This is a genomic window from Pseudoalteromonas amylolytica, assembly GCF_001854605.1.
Lineage (GTDB): Bacteria > Pseudomonadota > Gammaproteobacteria > Enterobacterales > Alteromonadaceae > Pseudoalteromonas > Pseudoalteromonas amylolytica.
In genome coordinates, this window is sequence record NZ_MKJU01000035.1 from 172,310 (window position 1) to 189,309 (window position 17,000).

The 17,000-nt window shown below is 42.9% G+C and carries 10 protein-coding genes; 6 read left to right on the top strand and 4 right to left on the bottom strand.

Annotation, left to right across the window (positions count from 1 at the left end):
• Positions 1-4: 4 nt before the first annotated feature.
• Positions 5-1,987 (bottom strand): hypothetical protein, encoded by a 1,983-nt coding sequence (locus BET10_RS20020; protein WP_070987712.1) that lies wholly within the window; start codon positions 1,985-1,987, stop codon positions 5-7.
• A gap of 67 nt (positions 1,988-2,054) precedes the next feature.
• Positions 2,055-3,701, bottom strand: a complete 1,647-nt coding sequence (locus BET10_RS20025) for a hypothetical protein (RefSeq protein ID WP_070987714.1) — start codon at positions 3,699-3,701, stop codon at positions 2,055-2,057.
• Positions 3,702-4,052: 351 nt separating this feature from the next.
• Between BET10_RS20025 and BET10_RS20030 the strand changes: the two genes are divergently transcribed.
• Positions 4,053-4,523 (top strand): hypothetical protein, encoded by a 471-nt coding sequence (locus BET10_RS20030; RefSeq protein WP_070987716.1) that lies wholly within the window; start codon positions 4,053-4,055, stop codon positions 4,521-4,523.
• Between the two features lie 49 nt (positions 4,524-4,572).
• Here the strand turns inward: BET10_RS20030 and BET10_RS20035 are convergent, their stop codons facing one another.
• Complete coding sequence (locus BET10_RS20035; protein WP_070987718.1) at positions 4,573-6,192, bottom strand: tetratricopeptide repeat protein; 1,620 nt, start codon at positions 6,190-6,192, stop codon at positions 4,573-4,575.
• 228 nt (positions 6,193-6,420) lie between these two features.
• Between BET10_RS20035 and BET10_RS20040 the strand changes: the two genes are divergently transcribed.
• The 5 genes from BET10_RS20040 (at position 6,421) to BET10_RS22095 (ending at position 14,722) form a co-directional block, all read left to right on the top strand.
• A complete protein-coding gene (locus tag BET10_RS20040; RefSeq protein WP_420820132.1) occupies positions 6,421-7,656 on the top strand; it encodes an ABC transporter substrate-binding protein in 1,236 nt (411 codons plus the stop codon).
• Positions 7,637-10,942: a PAS domain-containing hybrid sensor histidine kinase/response regulator gene (locus BET10_RS20045; protein WP_070987722.1), complete on the top strand. Its 3,306-nt coding sequence runs from the start codon at positions 7,637-7,639 to the stop codon at positions 10,940-10,942. Before BET10_RS20040 ends, BET10_RS20045 begins: the two co-directional genes overlap by 20 nt.
• A 65-nt stretch (positions 10,943-11,007) precedes the next feature.
• On the top strand, positions 11,008-13,167 hold the full coding sequence (locus BET10_RS20050) for an exonuclease domain-containing protein (protein ID WP_070987724.1): 2,160 nt from the start codon (positions 11,008-11,010) through the stop codon (positions 13,165-13,167).
• 139 nt (positions 13,168-13,306) lie between these two features.
• Positions 13,307-14,257, top strand: a complete 951-nt coding sequence (locus tag BET10_RS20055) for a tetratricopeptide repeat protein (protein WP_237126004.1) — start codon at positions 13,307-13,309, stop codon at positions 14,255-14,257.
• Positions 14,258-14,470: 213 nt separating this feature from the next.
• Positions 14,471-14,722, top strand: coding sequence for a DUF1294 domain-containing protein (locus tag BET10_RS22095; protein WP_420820133.1), 252 nt, complete (start codon positions 14,471-14,473; stop codon positions 14,720-14,722).
• Here the strand turns inward: BET10_RS22095 and BET10_RS20065 are convergent.
• Positions 14,711-16,873, bottom strand: a complete 2,163-nt coding sequence (locus tag BET10_RS20065) for a cation:dicarboxylate symporter family transporter (protein WP_070987726.1) — start codon at positions 16,871-16,873, stop codon at positions 14,711-14,713. The two genes, BET10_RS22095 and BET10_RS20065, sit on opposite strands and share 12 nt — an antisense overlap.
• Positions 16,874-17,000: the final 127 nt, after the last annotated feature.

Sequence of the window (17,000 nt, forward strand, 5' to 3'; positions counted from 1 at the left end):
CGTGTTATAGGTGAGTTTGATAGTATCCAGCTACCGTGCCTTGGCTGAATAGTTGACCATTTAGATAGGTGTCTTGTATTAAGCGGCCATAATTCGCATTGTAGTGTTTAATGCGGGCGGCCATCTCTTTGCTTGCTTGCGCTTGAAAAGGGTCAGTGACGGGTGGGTCACCCACAAAGTTGGTAAACCACGGAAACCAGCTATTGTCTTGTCCGCCGACATTTAGGTTGGGGTAATAATTACCACCTTGCCAGCGATCAAAGGTCAGGCTCATGAGTGAAAACAGCCCAAAGCCAGTTTGTGTCATGCATGCATCAGCAGCCTGATATTCAGGATATCCCGAGCTTGCAGCAAAATGATTACAGACGTTATGTGGTAAATTGCTACTGTTGGCGGCCTGATACTCTACTTCTCTAAACATGACAGGTTGTGAAGGACTACCTGCAGGATAGACAATGTTTGCTGCAACAGGAGAACCCCAGCGGTAATGATACATGGCTATTGCCAGTGCTAAATCTTCTTTACTGGTGGCGATGTTATCTGGGTGTGTCCAAGAGCCTCCAGGGTCAACCGGGTTGCTACCATCTTTAAAGATAATGCCATGTTGATTATCTTCCAATTGATTCATTAAGGTAGGAGTGGTGTTATCAACCACTGTGACGGGGATCATGGCGCTATTTGCTGGTGTGTACGTAAGCGTTGGGTTATTAAGCGCTTTCCAACATAGTAAGCCATAGCCATAGCCACTGGCGACCATGGGACATCCAGCCATTGCACTGGACGACTGATTGGCCACATAGCTATGGCTTGTTGATTTAGCAGCAGCTTCACCTGTGCCAACTAAAACGCCCCATTCGTGAAGCTCAACGGTAGCATAAGGCAATTCAGACTCAGGCAGATAAATCGTTGTCGCGAAAAGCAAATTAAGCGCGTGGTCTAATTCAAGCAGTTGTGTTGCGACCATCGGGCTTGTACTTGTTTCCGGGTATTGGCTGATAATAGTTCGTGACGAAGGGCTGGGCTTTGCGTATTCATATGGCACACCTAACACAAACACGCTCTCGCTTTTGATATCGCTACTAATGATCTGTTGTAGACCTAAATTATCGATTCGCATTGCACTTTGCACATTCGCGCTATGGTCGGTCAGCATTAAAGACTCATCTTGGCGCAACAGCCAGTGATTATCACCCATTCCATGTACTTGCGTATCGTAAAAAGTGTACTGATTATGAAGTTCCCCTTGTTGCATCATGATGACACTGTCTTGGTTTAGACTAAGACTCGATTGCGATAAATCCTCTTGGTGATGGCGCTTGTTAGGTGGCTGATATTGACCAATCAAGGTAGTTAGTTCCAATTTTACAGCATCAGTGCTGCCGTGAACGGTCCACCTTCCCGCTTGAGTTGGTAAGAATTTGGCGCTGGTATAACGGCCATCCTTATCGATGTTGAATGCTTGCCAAGTTGTTGAACAAGTTGACTTACAAGCTTTTGAAATTCGATTCAAAGAAGCGTTATCATCACTTATGCTGGTACTGTAATCATCACTGAATTCAAACTGCAAGGATGATGGTTGCTCTGAAACTTGCAATGTAAAGGTGATGCGTCTTTGGTTACCACTGGCATACAAGGTACCTTGTTCATACTGGCCAAGGTTAAGCTGGGAGTAAGTATCCTGCTTTTTCATACTACCTGCCTGACCCGCGAAGCTGGCATGGTAGTTTCGCTCATCAAATGAATTGGTGGCCTCTAAGCCATTGAACTTGATGCTTTGTATGCAGGCCGCTTCTGAGCAGGTTTGTAGCTCGACAAGCTGTGCTTGGTAACGTAATGAATACCAAGGAGAAAGCGCTCGGTAACTGTCCCCTTGTGCAAAAAACAAAATAGGTAGTGTGGTTGAGTCAAGGTTCTGCGCTTGCACTGGCGTTACGATTGAACCCAATAGGGCTATGTGGGCCAATGCCGTCAAAGTTAACTGTTTCATAATTATTCCTTTTATCTTGAAAAAGGCGCGATGGCGCAGCTTAAGTACGCCATCAATATATTCGAGCTTAATGCACGAGCCCCTGTGACTGGCCAGCGCTAACTGGTTTGTTGAGTTGCATTGATAACCAAGTTTCTACATCGCTGCGAAGTGACGCAATGCTGTCTGGACCAGATTGATCTGCATAGAACCAAAGGCCAGTTGGTAGAGGAGGCGTGACACCACTGGCGCATGTAAACTGATTTGCCGCATACATGATTGCACCCGAGCTGCCGTATTCAAAATGACTATCAGAGTAACCGCCGTAACCTCTGGCTTTGACTCTGGCATTAGAGTCAAGCGTGAAGTGATATACCTCGTTGGGTTGCAACATAAAAGGGCTCACATCTGAAGAATCAAAACGCGCCCGCATGGTGCTATTCACAGTCGCTTCATTACCTGAGCGAGTGATCATGCCTGCGATGTTAGTAATGAGGTCACTGGCAAGTTGCCCATCAAGCAAACTGCCTGGATTGTCACTGACAATCGCAGCGGTGATGCCAAGTGCTGCTTTAAGTGCACCAAGCACTGAATTTATATCCCAGCCGGTGTTATAGCTCATAGCTGCTCCACCGGCTTTGTTAAACAACACGATTTCAGGAGCGGCGCCTGGCAAGTCTACCGCAAATTTAGCACCATCTGCAGAGTGAGAATTGGTGGCCTTTGACCAAATTTTCTTTGCTTGTCCTGTAACATGAAAACGGGCAGCGTAGGTGCCACGCACCTCTAAATTACCTGAACAAGTGTTACTTTGATTACAATCGTAACCATTGGTGTCGGCACAGAGCATTTTTACATAAAACTCGCTGGAATTATGATTGATACTAGAGTCGTAGCCATAGACTTTGTGCTTTGACCATCTTTCACCATCCCCCGAATGAAAAGCACCATATGCGGTGGTTTTAAAGTCCAGCTTATGTTTTGAAAGACCGCTGTCATCACTGGAATAGTCGCTCCAATTGCTTGGGCTAGAAGGGTAATTGGTAACAACATGTCCTGAACTGGTAAGTGGAGTTATCATTTGGCAAGCACATTGCGAGCGCTCTCCCCCAAGTGGCAGTTTGTTGAGCAAGTCCTTTAGCTCAGCATACACTTCACTAGGCAAGGTTTTATCATATTCCAACACTGACAAGCCTTTGCGTTTTGGTGCTGCATGTTCGTTGTACCAAGTTTCGTAAAGTTGCGGTGATTGTTGTTGAAGATATTCTGCCAGTGTGAGCGCTCTGTTGTTTTTTAACCATTGATCGAAAAGTGCGGGCTTGTATTGTGCTGCATATCGGGTGAATAGGAAATTATCTTCATAAGAAGCTTCATCCATCGCCTGTGACCAAAGGTCTAAAACAGTTTTGTCGAGTGCTTGAAACTGAGCAACAACGTCACCGTCTCGGTAATCACGAATTAAAACATCAACATAGCGCTCCAGCTCAAACTCCTCGTCATTGTCAGCAATAAACTCAAGTAATGATACTGAGTCAGTTGACCAATTGGAGATTGCACGCCACGTTGTTTCGCTCACTGCTGTGGGCGTCATCTGTCCATATTCTTGGGAGAGCTGTTGTGTTTGATCACTGTTTGTGACCACAGCAGCGCCAGCATATGCAAATGTAGCGCTGCTAAGCAGCATAGTGCAGGTTAAATTTGCCAGTACTTTGGCATTTAAAATTGTACGTTTCATTTTCGTATTCCTTCATCATTAATGGGCACGGTAATTAAATGTGCGCTTTGATGATGAAATGCTTTTGAGGTGCACAAAAGGAAGTTACAGGGTCAGAAACGGGAAATATGGGTAAATCATCTAGGCAAACTAGCGTTGGCGAGTGTACAGTGGAGTAATACAATCGATATTTAAAAATAAAAGTTTATTAATTAAATATTTGAACAGGTTTTTACCCAAGTTTACCCATTTGCCCCGTATCTTTATGTGCATTGATTTTTTCTTTAAGGCAGTATTTTTTTGAACCTGACGAAGGCATATTACGTGAATATTCCTTTGTCCACCATGGAGCTGTAAAAAAGGAGACAAGCCATGAAGCAATTGATCCTATTATGTTCACTGTTAACGGCTAATTTTGTGTATGCACACAACGCGCAAACAATTAAAGAAATAACGTTTAGCGAAAGCGCTATATGCCCTAAAAAGCAGACCGTTTTGCTAGGAAAAATGAACTTATCAGCAGGCACCTTCAAGTACTTGAATAGTGAAGGTAGCAATGTATGTAATGCGTTGAATAGCAAAATATTAAGTTGGAATTCTGCGACACCAATGCTTGATTGTGGTCAGTTTGATGACTGGCGTCTAGCTTATGAAATGGGTAATAAAATGTGTCAATCGCTGCTTAACAACATGCGCGGTTTTAGCCATACAATCACCACAGATGTGCCCGTATTTACAAGATTTGAGGGACCCTACGAATTTAAAGGGGACTCACACCACCAAACTTATGAGGCAAGCATGGGCGTGACCTTTGCGTGCTATATGTGCGATGTTAGTCGCTGATGACTGAGTGCGTCTTCCATCTCGGGGCTTCGGCCCCTTTTATGTATCATTAGCCGCTAATAAGGGCAATTTCTTCTAATTGACTTACTTTGTTTTGCAAGTCTTTTAGTTGTGGGTGGTCGGTATCGCAATGTTGTATGACGTGATTTGCGGTTGCAATAATGTTTCGCCAACGGGGCTTTTTGGGTAGTGTTTTAATACTTAGATAGCGCTCAAAGGTCCTTACTCTCAGTCGACCATCGTCAATATTTACTTTCCATACTTTGCTTTGTTCTGCCAATTCTATTCTTGATTGGCCAATACTTTGCTCCCAAATACTCAAAGCAAGCGTCATAATTTCCACCATTAATATACGGCATTGCTCGTCATCCAAATGTTTCGAGTTTGCGTTGACTACAACTGTATCGGTACTCGATGATGATGAATTTGTCACTCGACGTTTGAAATACACTGTCGTTATCAACACACCAGCAATGAAAGCGAGGCATACCAAGGTGATCATCGAATCGTGGTTTGATGATGACGAAGTTGTATTAAGTACGTTGGCCCTTTGCAGGCGAAACTGATAGAGGCTCTCACTTTGAGAACGACTATTTTTGAGCATATTAACGTAATTTTGTAATGTGTCGACAGCATTTCGGTAGCGTTGTGTCTGCTGCTGAGATTGTATCAACGCGATGTAGAACAGTTCAGTCAATTGACTATTTTGTTGGTCGTGGGCATTAAGGCCTTGTTGTAGAATAATCTGTGCGCCATTGTGGTCTCCTTCAAGCTGCTTCAGTTTAGCCTCAATTAGCAAAGCGCGTTGATCTGTATTACTGCTTTGAATTAACTGGCGCGTGTGTTTTTGTGCGTTTAACCATTGGGTGGCCTGAACAGTGTCATTTTGTGCGATGGCAATTTCTGCCAATAGTAAGTACGCTCTGGAAACTTGCGCATGTGAGCCACTTTCGTTGAGAGGCGCAACGAGGTCATAAATGAGCGTTTGTGCTTTTTCAAACTGCCGTTTCTTCATTAAAACTTCTCCGAGGCTTAACAAAGAGTGGTTTGCTTTTGTAATGTCACCGGCTTGTTGGTGTAAAACATGGGCCTGACGAAAGGAGAGTATGGCATCATCTAGCTGATTAATATCTCGTGAGACATTTCCTAGATTATTCAATGTAATAGCTTGTCGGCCTGTGTCGTTTAGTTGTTTAGCCAGTTGGTAGCTTTGTAAGAATAGTGTCAGGGCGGTATCTAAATCTCCCAGTGCTTGATAAACATTAGCAAGGTCGTTAGCTGACTTGCCGCTGAGACTAAGATCATCGAGCTGCCCAGCAATAAGCTGGGCATTATGAAAGTACTCAAGAGCTTGAATATAATTGCGCTGGCGGTAAGCATTAATGCCTTTTTGCCGTATAACATTGTATTTTTGAATATTAGTTAAGTCTTGTTCAAGTAAGGTGTCTAGCACTTGGTTGGCAAGCTTTAAATCTCCTGCTTTTCGATATAGTTCAACCAGCTCAAGTGATGCCCTAAATACACTGTCGCTTTTTGGCGGCAGTGTTTGAATCATTCGTTTACAGGTCAAAATGTCTCCTGTGACATTAGTATTCCCTTGAGGTTGGCACACATCGGCCCACAGAGAGCCATGATTTAACACCAATAACAAAAACAGACGACGTAACATTAAGGACCAGCTAAATTAAACACAATGTTTACATGTTAATATAATATCAACAGCGTGTCTTAACAGATTTTTTCCAAAAAAGCTGGTTTAGCATAGTGATAGTTTGGATAGTAATTAGAGTAATACCTTGGTTATTGATATGTAACTACTACAAGTTTGCTGAATATGCGCTATTTTTAAGCCATTAAAAACCTTAATTTGTGTACTATGAGACTTTGTAATTGGTTGATGTGCAGTTGCTTATTTATTTGCTTTACGAGCGTTGCAAGAGAGGCTCCTCGAATACTTAAAATCTATCATGACTCGGATTATTCAAATCATCACGCTTCAGCGCTTGCCATGAAAATGGGCTTAGTAACTGCTTTTGCCGAGGTCAATAATCAAGTGCAAGGGTATGAGTTGCAATTAATAGAAAAAGATAATCGTGGCAACAGTAATCGCAGCTTTTTACACATACGACAATATTTAAACGATCCGGATGCACTGGCAGTATTGGGTGGTTTACACTCTCCACCTTACATTAAATATCGGAAATTTATCAATGAGAGCGGCGTGTTATTGCTGATACCATGGGCCGCTGGTGGTCCGATAACGCGTTACCCTGACGCACAGAATTGGGTTTTTAGACTGTCTGTAGACGATAGCAAAGCTGGGTACACCTTGGTCGAACATGCACAGCAAAGCTTACGCTGCGAGAACATACATCTATTACTTGAAAATACCCCATGGGGCAAATCCAATGAAAAAACCATGCGTACTGCGATGGGAGATACTCCAATAGCTGGCGTGACGTGGTTTAATTGGAATACCCAGTATGCCAGCGCTAAAATTATCATCCGTGATATTGTGACAAGTGATACTGATTGTATTGTATTTGTTGGAAATGCTCCTGAGGGCAAGCATTTTGTCAACGCGATGGCTAGCTTAAAAAATCAGGATAGGTTACCTATAATTAGCCATTGGGGGATCACGGGTGGCGCATTTTATCCCGCCGTGAAAGAGTCGCTCAACAATGGTTTGGTATTACACTTTATCCAAAGCTGCTTTTCATTGAGGGATTATCGGCACCATACATTGGCCAAAGAGGCTGTAGATTTAGCCAAAAATCAATTCCCTGAGCAATTAGTTCACCCCGAACAATTAGCCGCACCCACAGGCTTTATCCATAGCTATGACTTAGGAAGGTTACTACTCCAAGGGCTTGGGCAGATCACGCTCAGTGATGATATGAAGAGTAATAGAGCACAGCTTCGAGCTGCGTTAGAGCACTTGGACGGCTCTGTAGTTGGTTTGCTAAAAACTTATCAAAGGCCGTTTTCAGTTTGGTCAACGACCAATCAAGATGCGCATGAAGCGCTGGGTCAGGATGACTTTTGCATGGCTAAATACGATCTCGATGGCGGAGTTACATTACTGCCAAAAGGAGCGAAAAAGGTGATAGGGAATGAAGCAACCAGTGACTAGGTTACTAAGATTATCATCTGATAATGCGTTTTACGCATTTCTTGTGATGAGCTTGATTTTATCGGTACTAATTAGTGTTTTCTTAGTTGGTCAACGCGCTAGTGATTCTGTGACTGAACTGCAAACTAACACCAGTAGAGTACAAGCGGATCTTACCAAAAACTATTTGCAACAGTTTCTTGAAACAAGACAGCAAATATTGCGAGACCTCGTGCGTCATCCGGTTATTATTCAGGGGGTAATGGGAGGAGAGTACTCGCAAGCTTCATTGTCAGATTTTCTGACGGCTTACCATCTGTTAGGCCATAAAGAGCATCTAATAATTGTGAACATGCTTGGCGAGGAAGTATATAACAGCCATGCGAGTGTGCTAACAACCAGCCCACATTTACCGTGGTTACAACAGGTGTTGAATTCGGAAATAAAAACAGCAATTTTACTGGATAAAGTTAAAGAAAAAGAACATGTTAAAATTGCAGTGCCGATTCATTACAATGGCTTTGTTGAAGGTGCGCTAGTTGCTCAATTTAGTACCAGCTTAAATGCCTTATTGACTGACACCTTAAAAGATGACAATACGGCGATTGTACTCGAAGGAAAGTGGTTTACCTTTAATAACTCAGACTTAGACAGTCACTACATGAGCATCAAAACTGACGAGATAGGCACGACGGGAATAGCCTACGAGTACCTGATTAAAACCAGTTGGTTAGAGGATAAAGTCTCCTCATTTCAGGGCGATATCGCTTGGGGAATCACAATAAGCTTAACTCTTTCGGCAGGATTGCTGCTACTATTTGGCCGCCAATTATTACTTAACCCATATCGTCGTTTAGAAAAGTCAGAGCAGCAAGCTAAGGCGAATGAAGCTCGATATAAGCTGGCCATTCGTGGCAGCCATGACGGTTTGTGGGATTGGGATCTAGAAAAGCAACATATATACTTTGCGCCTAGATTTAGGGAGCTGCTTGGTTACGACAAGGATGACACCGATAGTTTTCCTAACGATTTGAAAGCGTTTGCGTCTCACCTCCACAAAAAAGACCTGTTACTGTTACAGGAGCAACTGCATTATCACTTCAAGTACAGCAAGCCTTTTGATGTTGAATTAAGAGTACGTGTTTATGGTGGGGAAGTTCGCTTTTTTCGCGCCAAAGGTGTTGCATTAAAAGACAAAAGTGGCCGAGCAATTAGGATGGCAGGGTCGCTGACAGATATCACTGAACAAAAGGTATATCATAGCGCTTTAAAAAGCGCTAAAGAACATAACGATATGCTTGCAGAGGCCATTGAGTCATGCACTGTGGGTATATCCATTTCAGATGCAACACAGCCTGATTTCCCATTGGTATTTATAAACCGAGCATTTTGTGAAATAACGGGCTATGACAAAAGAGTATTAGGGATGAATTGTCGTTTTTTACAAGGTAAAGACACATCCCAAGAGGTGGTTGTCCAGATGCGTGACGCCTTGAACGCGAGAAAAAAGTTTTCAGCAAAATTAATCAATTACAAATGCAATGGTGAAGCATTTTGGAACAGTTTGGAGTTATCACCTGTGTTTGATAAAGCTGGAGTGCTAAAAGCGTATGTAGGTATTCAACAAGATATAACTGATTGGGTTAACTCTAGAGAAGCGTTACAAGAGGCCAAAGTAGCGGCTGAGCAGGCTAGTTTAGTTAAAAGTGAGTTTTTAGCATCAATGAGTCATGAGATAAGGACACCGATGAACGGTGTACTCGGTATGCTTAATTTGCTTTTAAATAGTGAATTAAACGAGGAACAACATCACAGGGCGAACATAGCCTTAAATAGTGCAACATCTTTATTATCACTGATAAATGACATATTGGACTTCTCAAAGGTGGATGCGGGCAAACTTGAGCTCGAAGAGCTGGAATATGACCTAAGAAGCATGTTGGGGGACTTTGCGGAGTCGGTAGCAATTCAGGCTCAAAATAAAGGGTTAGAGTTGATACTTGATACCACGTTTGTGAATGAATCTTTAGTCAGGGGGGATCCTGGTCGTTTAAGGCAGATCCTGACCAATCTAGTAGGCAATGCTATTAAGTTCACCAATGAGGGAGAGGTGGCAGTCTGCGCGAACTTAAAAGAGCATGACGAGCATCATTGGCGATTTGAGTGTGTTGTGAAAGATACCGGCATTGGCATCGCAAAGAATGAGCAAGGCAAACTATTTCAGTCATTTACACAGGTCGATGCATCAACCACACGCAAATATGGTGGGACAGGGCTAGGGCTGGCGATAGTTAAGAAACTATGCGAATTAATGAGCGGCAGCGTACAGGTACAGAGTGAATCAGGCCAAGGCAGTCAGTTTAGTTTTAATGTGTTGATGCGCAAGAGTAGCGGCTCTGTGGTCGTTAAACCCCATTGTACAATGTCAGACAAACACGTGTTAGTCGTTGATAACAATGATACCAACCGAGCTGTACTCACCAAGCAACTTGAACATTGGGGAGCAAAAGTGCGAGGTGTATCGTCTGCTCAGCAAGCACTCACACAATGTCATGAGTTCACTCAAGCACAGCAATCATGCTTTGACATTGCCTTTATAGATATGCAAATGCCTGAAATGGACGGCAAGGAACTCGGCAAAGCGATTCGTGAACAAGCAAAGTATGACACCATGAAACTTATTATGATGACGCCAATGGGGTTTCAGTGGGAGGCAGGTCACCTTGCTAAGTTGGGGTTTGCAACGTATTTTCCTAAACCTGCTACTACGTCGGATCTTATTACTGCTTTGGCGGTTTTAAATGAATGTGAACAGGAAAGCGGCGCTAAGAATCCAGCAATAAGTCGCTACATTAAAGGAGAAAAGCACCATCAGCAATTGACTAGTGATGGTATTAAGTGGTATGAGTCTATCCGCATTTTGCTAGCAGAAGATAATCAAGTAAATCAAATCGTTGCAACCAGTATGTTGAAGAAAATCGGCTTTAAGATTGTGGATGTGGCCGCAGATGGAAAAGAAGTACTTAGCCTACTAGAGCAGCGCCTAGAAGAGGACTGTTACACATTATTGCTAATGGATTGCCAGATGCCTGAGCTGGATGGGTATGAGACAACTAAATTAATAAGAAGCGGTGAAGCTGGAGAGTATTACGCCAAGATTACTATCATCGCCATGACGGCAAATGCGATGGTAGGAGATAAAGCCAAATGTCTTGAAGCAGGCATGGACGACTATATTGCCAAACCTATTGCTCAGACTGTGTTAGTCGATAAACTCTTACAATGGTTACCACATAAACAAAACTAGCATGGGCACTGGCTCCATGAGATGAGATATGTAATACTGTACAAAAAAACAGTGCCGGTGTAGGCGTGCAAAAACAACTTCCTGAAAAATATTATCTGGATCATTATCATGAGTTTGTAGGGTTTATTAAACTCAGCAACGGTCACTTATTGTCGGCGCAAGATAAGCATATGTTGGCGCTTATAGAAGCGCTCGCAGAGCACGAGCGCTGCATATTGGTTCGCCTGTTAAATAGGAAATCCAAGTTTGTTACATATGACTCACTCAATTACGCCGAGATCGATAATTTAGAGCTGGCATTGACTGGGTTGCGTGACAAGCAGTTGATTGGTGATGTTGCTGCGCAGGACTATCAAGCTTGGTTACAGATCCTCACCAAAACTGAATTACAAGATCTCTGCCAAGATGTGCAGTTGAGTCACTATCCCGCACGCAGCGCTAAAAAAGCGCTATGGCTGGATTTCGCTCGTCAGCATATTGACTTTACTCATGTTGAGCAACATATTGTAATAAAACGATATTTATGTGTAACGATTGCTCCATTGTTTGATTATCTGTTGTTCTTGTTTTTTAATCGCCTTGAGACGAATTTGTCGCAGTTTTCTATGCGAGATTTAGGAGTGATGAAGACCCACAGTGATGTTAATCCCGCCAGTTACTTTAGTGACTATCAACAAGCACAGTGTGCCTATGAATATGCACAACTTTATCAATCTTTACACAATATTAGCCTTGACGATGCACATGCACTATCAACTTATGTGCTTGACCTTAACCATGATTTTGAATTGCAGGAACAGGCTAGCCATCGTCGCGATAAACTGTTTTATAAGCTAGCCTGCTTGATAGAAAAACACATGCCACAACAAGCGGTGCGATTGCTAGCACGATGTACGAGTAGCAAAGCGCAAGAAAAGCGTATTCGCTTGATATTCTCTATCGGTGATCGTGAGCACTGTCGTACGTTGCTTGAAGATATTCTGGCAAGGCCTAATGATGAATCACTATTACTATTCGCTAAAGATTTCCTGCTAAGAAAGTTTCAGCAAAAACGCACCTCGATATTAACGGATTTATTGCGTGAAAGTCGTGATGAAATTACCCTAGATGAAGCCTACAAAGGTAATACAGAACAAGGTGTAATCGCCTTCTATGCGCGCCAGAGCGTTAAGAGTTGGCATACAGAAAATCAGCTGTGGCTGGCATTGTTTGGTGTTGTTTTTTGGCAGGAACTCTATGAACATGAATTATCTATGGCCGCCAATGAGTTTGAGCGCTACCCGCAGCTACTTAAATTTAATCGCTTTTATGCAGTGTTAGCAGAGGACATTGAAAACAAGCTGCAACAAATTAATCAAGCACCATGTTTAAAAAGCTGGTTGTTAAAACAGCTGAGCTATTGTTTTAAAAAGCAGAATGCATTGTTTTTATGGCATGATGACTTAATAGACGCATTGCTTGTGTTAGCAGAGTTTGCTCCTTTAAGCTCTTTAGTTTCTTTGCTACGTGCTATGAGTCAAGATTTTAAGAACTTAAAGGATGGATACCCCGACCTTATGGTACGTGAGGGCAATAGCCTACGCTTTGAAGAAATAAAGGCACCGGGAGACTCGCTCAGACGTAATCAATTGGTGACCATTAACCGCCTGACAAAGTGTGGTTTCGACGTAACAATACAGCGAACCCGTTGGCAGTTTGACCCAAATCAAACCTATGTGGTAGTTGATATTGAAACGACGGGAGGTAAGAGTCAGTTTGATCGCATTACCGAAATAGCCCTCGTGCGTATTGAAAGAGGTGAAATCGTTGCCACTTGGCAAAGCTTAGTCAATCCAAAGCGCACTATTCCAAAATATATTACTCAGCTGACGGGGATAGATAATCAGATGGTTGCAGATGCCCTCGAGTTCTCAGAGGTGGCCGATAAAGTTGCTTCGCTATGTGACCAGGCTATTTTTGTTGCTCACAATGTGAATTTTGATATGGGCTTTTTAAAGCAGGAGTTTCAACGAGTCGGTCGTGTTTTTAGTCAACCTAAACTGTGCACAGTACAATTGGCGAGAAAATATTTACCCGGACATGACTCTTACTCGTTAGGAAAACTATGCGCTGCTTTGGATATTGAATTAAAACAGCACCACCGAGCGCTTGAAGATGCCCGAGCAGCGGCAAAAATATTGTTATTAGTTAATGAAGTTCGCCAAGCCACACACACGCAACCATAGTGCTGAGTCTCAAGATGCTTTGAATATTTAGTTTTTAGCAACTAGAGTTAAATTCTAAGAAGAGCAAAGCGGTGAGAGTATATTGCGAGTACTGTTACTAGTTTGGATGCTGTGTTGCAGCTTGGGGCTTGGTGCTCAGGTGGCAGATCCTATCGATACATTGAATGAGGCGGAAGATTATCTGACAGTTAATCCGGCTCACTCTATTTTACTGCTCGAAAACATGGCAAAGCCAGATACGCTTCCCGAGGAATTGTTTGTACGCTGGCACCTCCTCGCTATGCGAGCCTCTGTGCCCACCAATCAAATGCCGCGCTTGATTGAGTCTCTTGAAGCTGTGTTTTCTGTCAGTCAAAGCCCGTACTTTCGAAACCAAATTACGTCAATTTTAAGTGCGCTGGGTATCTGGTTACGCCGATCTCAATATTACCAGGATGCACAAATCAGTTTGGATTGTTCATATAAGTACGCACAAAATGATCGACAGCGTTTGACGTTAACTAACAGCTTGGCCTTGGTTGCGAGAGAGCAGAGAAATCACTCAAAAGCGCGGGCTTTATATGCGCGCTCTCGCACGCTTGCTGAGCAATTACAACAAACCCCAGTACTGGCAATGATTGAGAATAACCTAGGGGCTTTGGCGTTGGACGAGGGAAAAGTTGATGAAGCGGAGCGTTTATTTCGCCAGGCTCTAACTGATTATCAGGAGCTGGATAAACGCTCAGGTAAGATCTCAGCCGGTATTAATCTATTATTTGTGTTTTTAATTAAAGAGCAAACAATGAATTACCAGCGTTTGATTGGCCCCACCTCTAGGCTGACCTCAATTTTTCCCAACGAATCAAAACAGGCTCTATTGTCTTGGTTGCAGGCAAGGTTTGAGCAATTACAAGGCAAGGCGCCCGATGATAAAGTAAAGCTTGCTTTAAAAGTAGCCTATGATGAGTTAGAAAGTGATACAGTACGAGCATGGGTACATAAGTATTTAGCACCAAAGCTGGTGGTTGAGGTTACACATCCTTTGATCCCTATGAAAAAATCGTTTGAAGAACCGTGGTTTGATGCCGTTAAAGAATGTGACTGGCAATAGCGATATTTTTGTATACCTGAACACCTGCTTTTTAAGATAAAATCAAATAAATTAAATACTTTTGAGTGTGTTTTGCCTGCTTATTCGCTTAATTTAGCTTGTTTAGGGCTGTCATATGGGCTGTCGGTGTGTGCTTGGTTGCTTATTGCGGTTCTAGCCATTTTTTTAACCCACAGCGATGTGCGCTATACACTCGCTATCGTCGCTTATTATGTGATTATAAATATATTGTTTTTATTGATATTTTGGTCAGATAAACAACGTGCCATCGCAGCACACAGGCGTATTAGTGAAGTTAAATTGTTAGCCTTATCATCGCTTGCTGGCAATATGACAATGTTTATTGCACAAAAATACCTTCGTCATAAATGCCAGAAGTGGCAGTTCAACGCAAAGCTTTTGTTATTGAGCTTTGCGCAAACGGCCATATTGGTGTGGCTGAGTTATCGGCTTCTAATTCAATAACTCAGGTGCATATTCATCAATGAGTGACCAGCGTTTAACGGTTTTTTGGCTACCTTGACCTAAAATCCAATAACGATAATTGGCGTCAATTTGACCATTTGCATGTTGGATATCCAACCAAGCATTGAGGTAGTTCAATAGGTCGTAATTGCGTTTTGCAACTGCAAACCCAGTTGGGTATTTACTGACCTCTCCTTGTGGTACTACCACGCCGAATTCAGGATAAAACATGCTCCAAGCAAAACCCGCTTCGGCACTTATCACCAGTGCATCATATTTATCTGGGTCACCAAAGTATGCCTTTAAATTTGGTAGTTGTTTAAATGCTACGTTGGGGTAGCCTCTGGCGACCTGATGTAATAAGGGGGCATACTCAACATGTGCAATAGTCAGTGGTTGCTTGGCGATATCTTTTAAAGTTGTAAACCTGTCTAACTGGTGGTCTTTAGCGAGCAGGGCAAGTTGCAACTGCAATACTTGATCACTAAAGCGAACCTTCGTCAAATCGGCCACATTTATCTCAAGGCCTGACATGGCTACATCAAAAAAGCCTTTATTGAGGTACTCATTAAGCTGATGCTTTTTGAACGGGATAAATTCAACACTTACATTAAGATCAGACGCCAAACGGTGCGCGAGACTGATATCAAAACCTACCAGTTCATTTTTTTGGTTAAAGTAGCTAAATGGCACGTTATCAATTAGATAGCCGACTCTTAGCAGGTTGCGTTTTTTAACCACATCAATATTCGTTAATGACAGTTCACCACTTTGATAGGCTTTGGGGACGTACCCCAAAACATGCGCAGGGACCTTATCGGCAATGACCATGTTGGCTATCACTTCATCTGCGGCTTGGGAGTTTTTGGCGAGATAGCTGTTTAATGTGAAGCTTGCTAGCATAAATGCAGGCAATAGCGCACTAAACAAAGTTAGATAGTAAACCGAACGAAGCCGCTTTAGATGTAATTGCTTGCGGCAATAGAAGATACTCAAGAACACAAAAGCAAAAATATAAACCACAGTGGTAGGTGAAACCACCTTGGCCGTTAAAACTGACATTGATAGGTAAAGCTGGTAGCTATCCGCTGGAATTTTTAAACTGTCCAGCATAAATGGAATGGCTAAGTGCACATTCGCAAAGTAGCTCAACATGGCAGAAAGCGTGACATTGGGTATATCTGTTAGGCTAATTGGATTGCCAGTAAGCCAGCCTGCAAACATCACAAAAATAAGTGTAGTGAGCTTGCCAAGGCTTGGGAAAGTGTAGGCGATGGGAACCAGTACTTCGGCAATATGATCTGCTTGCTCATCGGCTTTTTTGATACTGCGCATGTGCTCTTTTATACCTTCGGTGATAACTGGCAGTACAATAAACACGTTGCCGGTACTAAATGCAGTTATCCAAGCGTTACGCATTACTAAAATCAAAGCGCGGTATTTGATAGGGGTCAGTGCGGCAACTAGCATAGGTAATAACACCAGCATTAAATACATCCCTAAGCACAGAACCAACACCCAATAAACTTGTAGGTTATTTAGCTGTTCAATACTTAGTGTACCTGCGGTACTGGCTGTCATTGCAAAAATTCCGATCGGAAAGATTGAAATCACCTTTTTCGAAATAACGGTGAGACCTTGGCCGATAACATCCAGAAATTCCAACACGGTATTTTTACGCTTGTTGGCAATCAGTGCCATACCCAGAGCAATACAAAAGATCACGATGGCAGGCACATTCCCTTCTGCCAGTGATGCAAAGGGGTTTGCAGGAATATACTGCTGCGCAAAATCAATATTGTTTGCGGGGGCAATCAGTGCAGGGGAGAAGAATGTCCCCGCATCATGTTGAGGCAACGTAAAGGTAAAGCACCAAATAGCGAACAGGCCAACTCCCCACAAGCACACCATCACCGTGGCGGCTTTAAGTAAAATGCTGCGTACTTGATCGGGATTAAACTTACCCAAACCCACGATAAGGCTGACCACGATATATGGGAATATGGTGATCTGCATCAGCTTTACAAAGCCAGCACCAAGTGGCTGTAAAAATGCCACCCGTTCACCAAAAATAAGACCCGTCGCGACACCTAAAATGAGCGCCCACAACATCCAGTTACGGTTTTTAAGAAATTCTAACAGCGTATTCATAGTTGATATAAGTTGCGCTTATTGTAGTCATAAGCATAATAGAAAACGAAAAGAGCGGGGATTATAAGCGTAAACACTGACCTAAACCTGAATAACCCACAGCCCAGTGGTGCGAACAACTCAATTA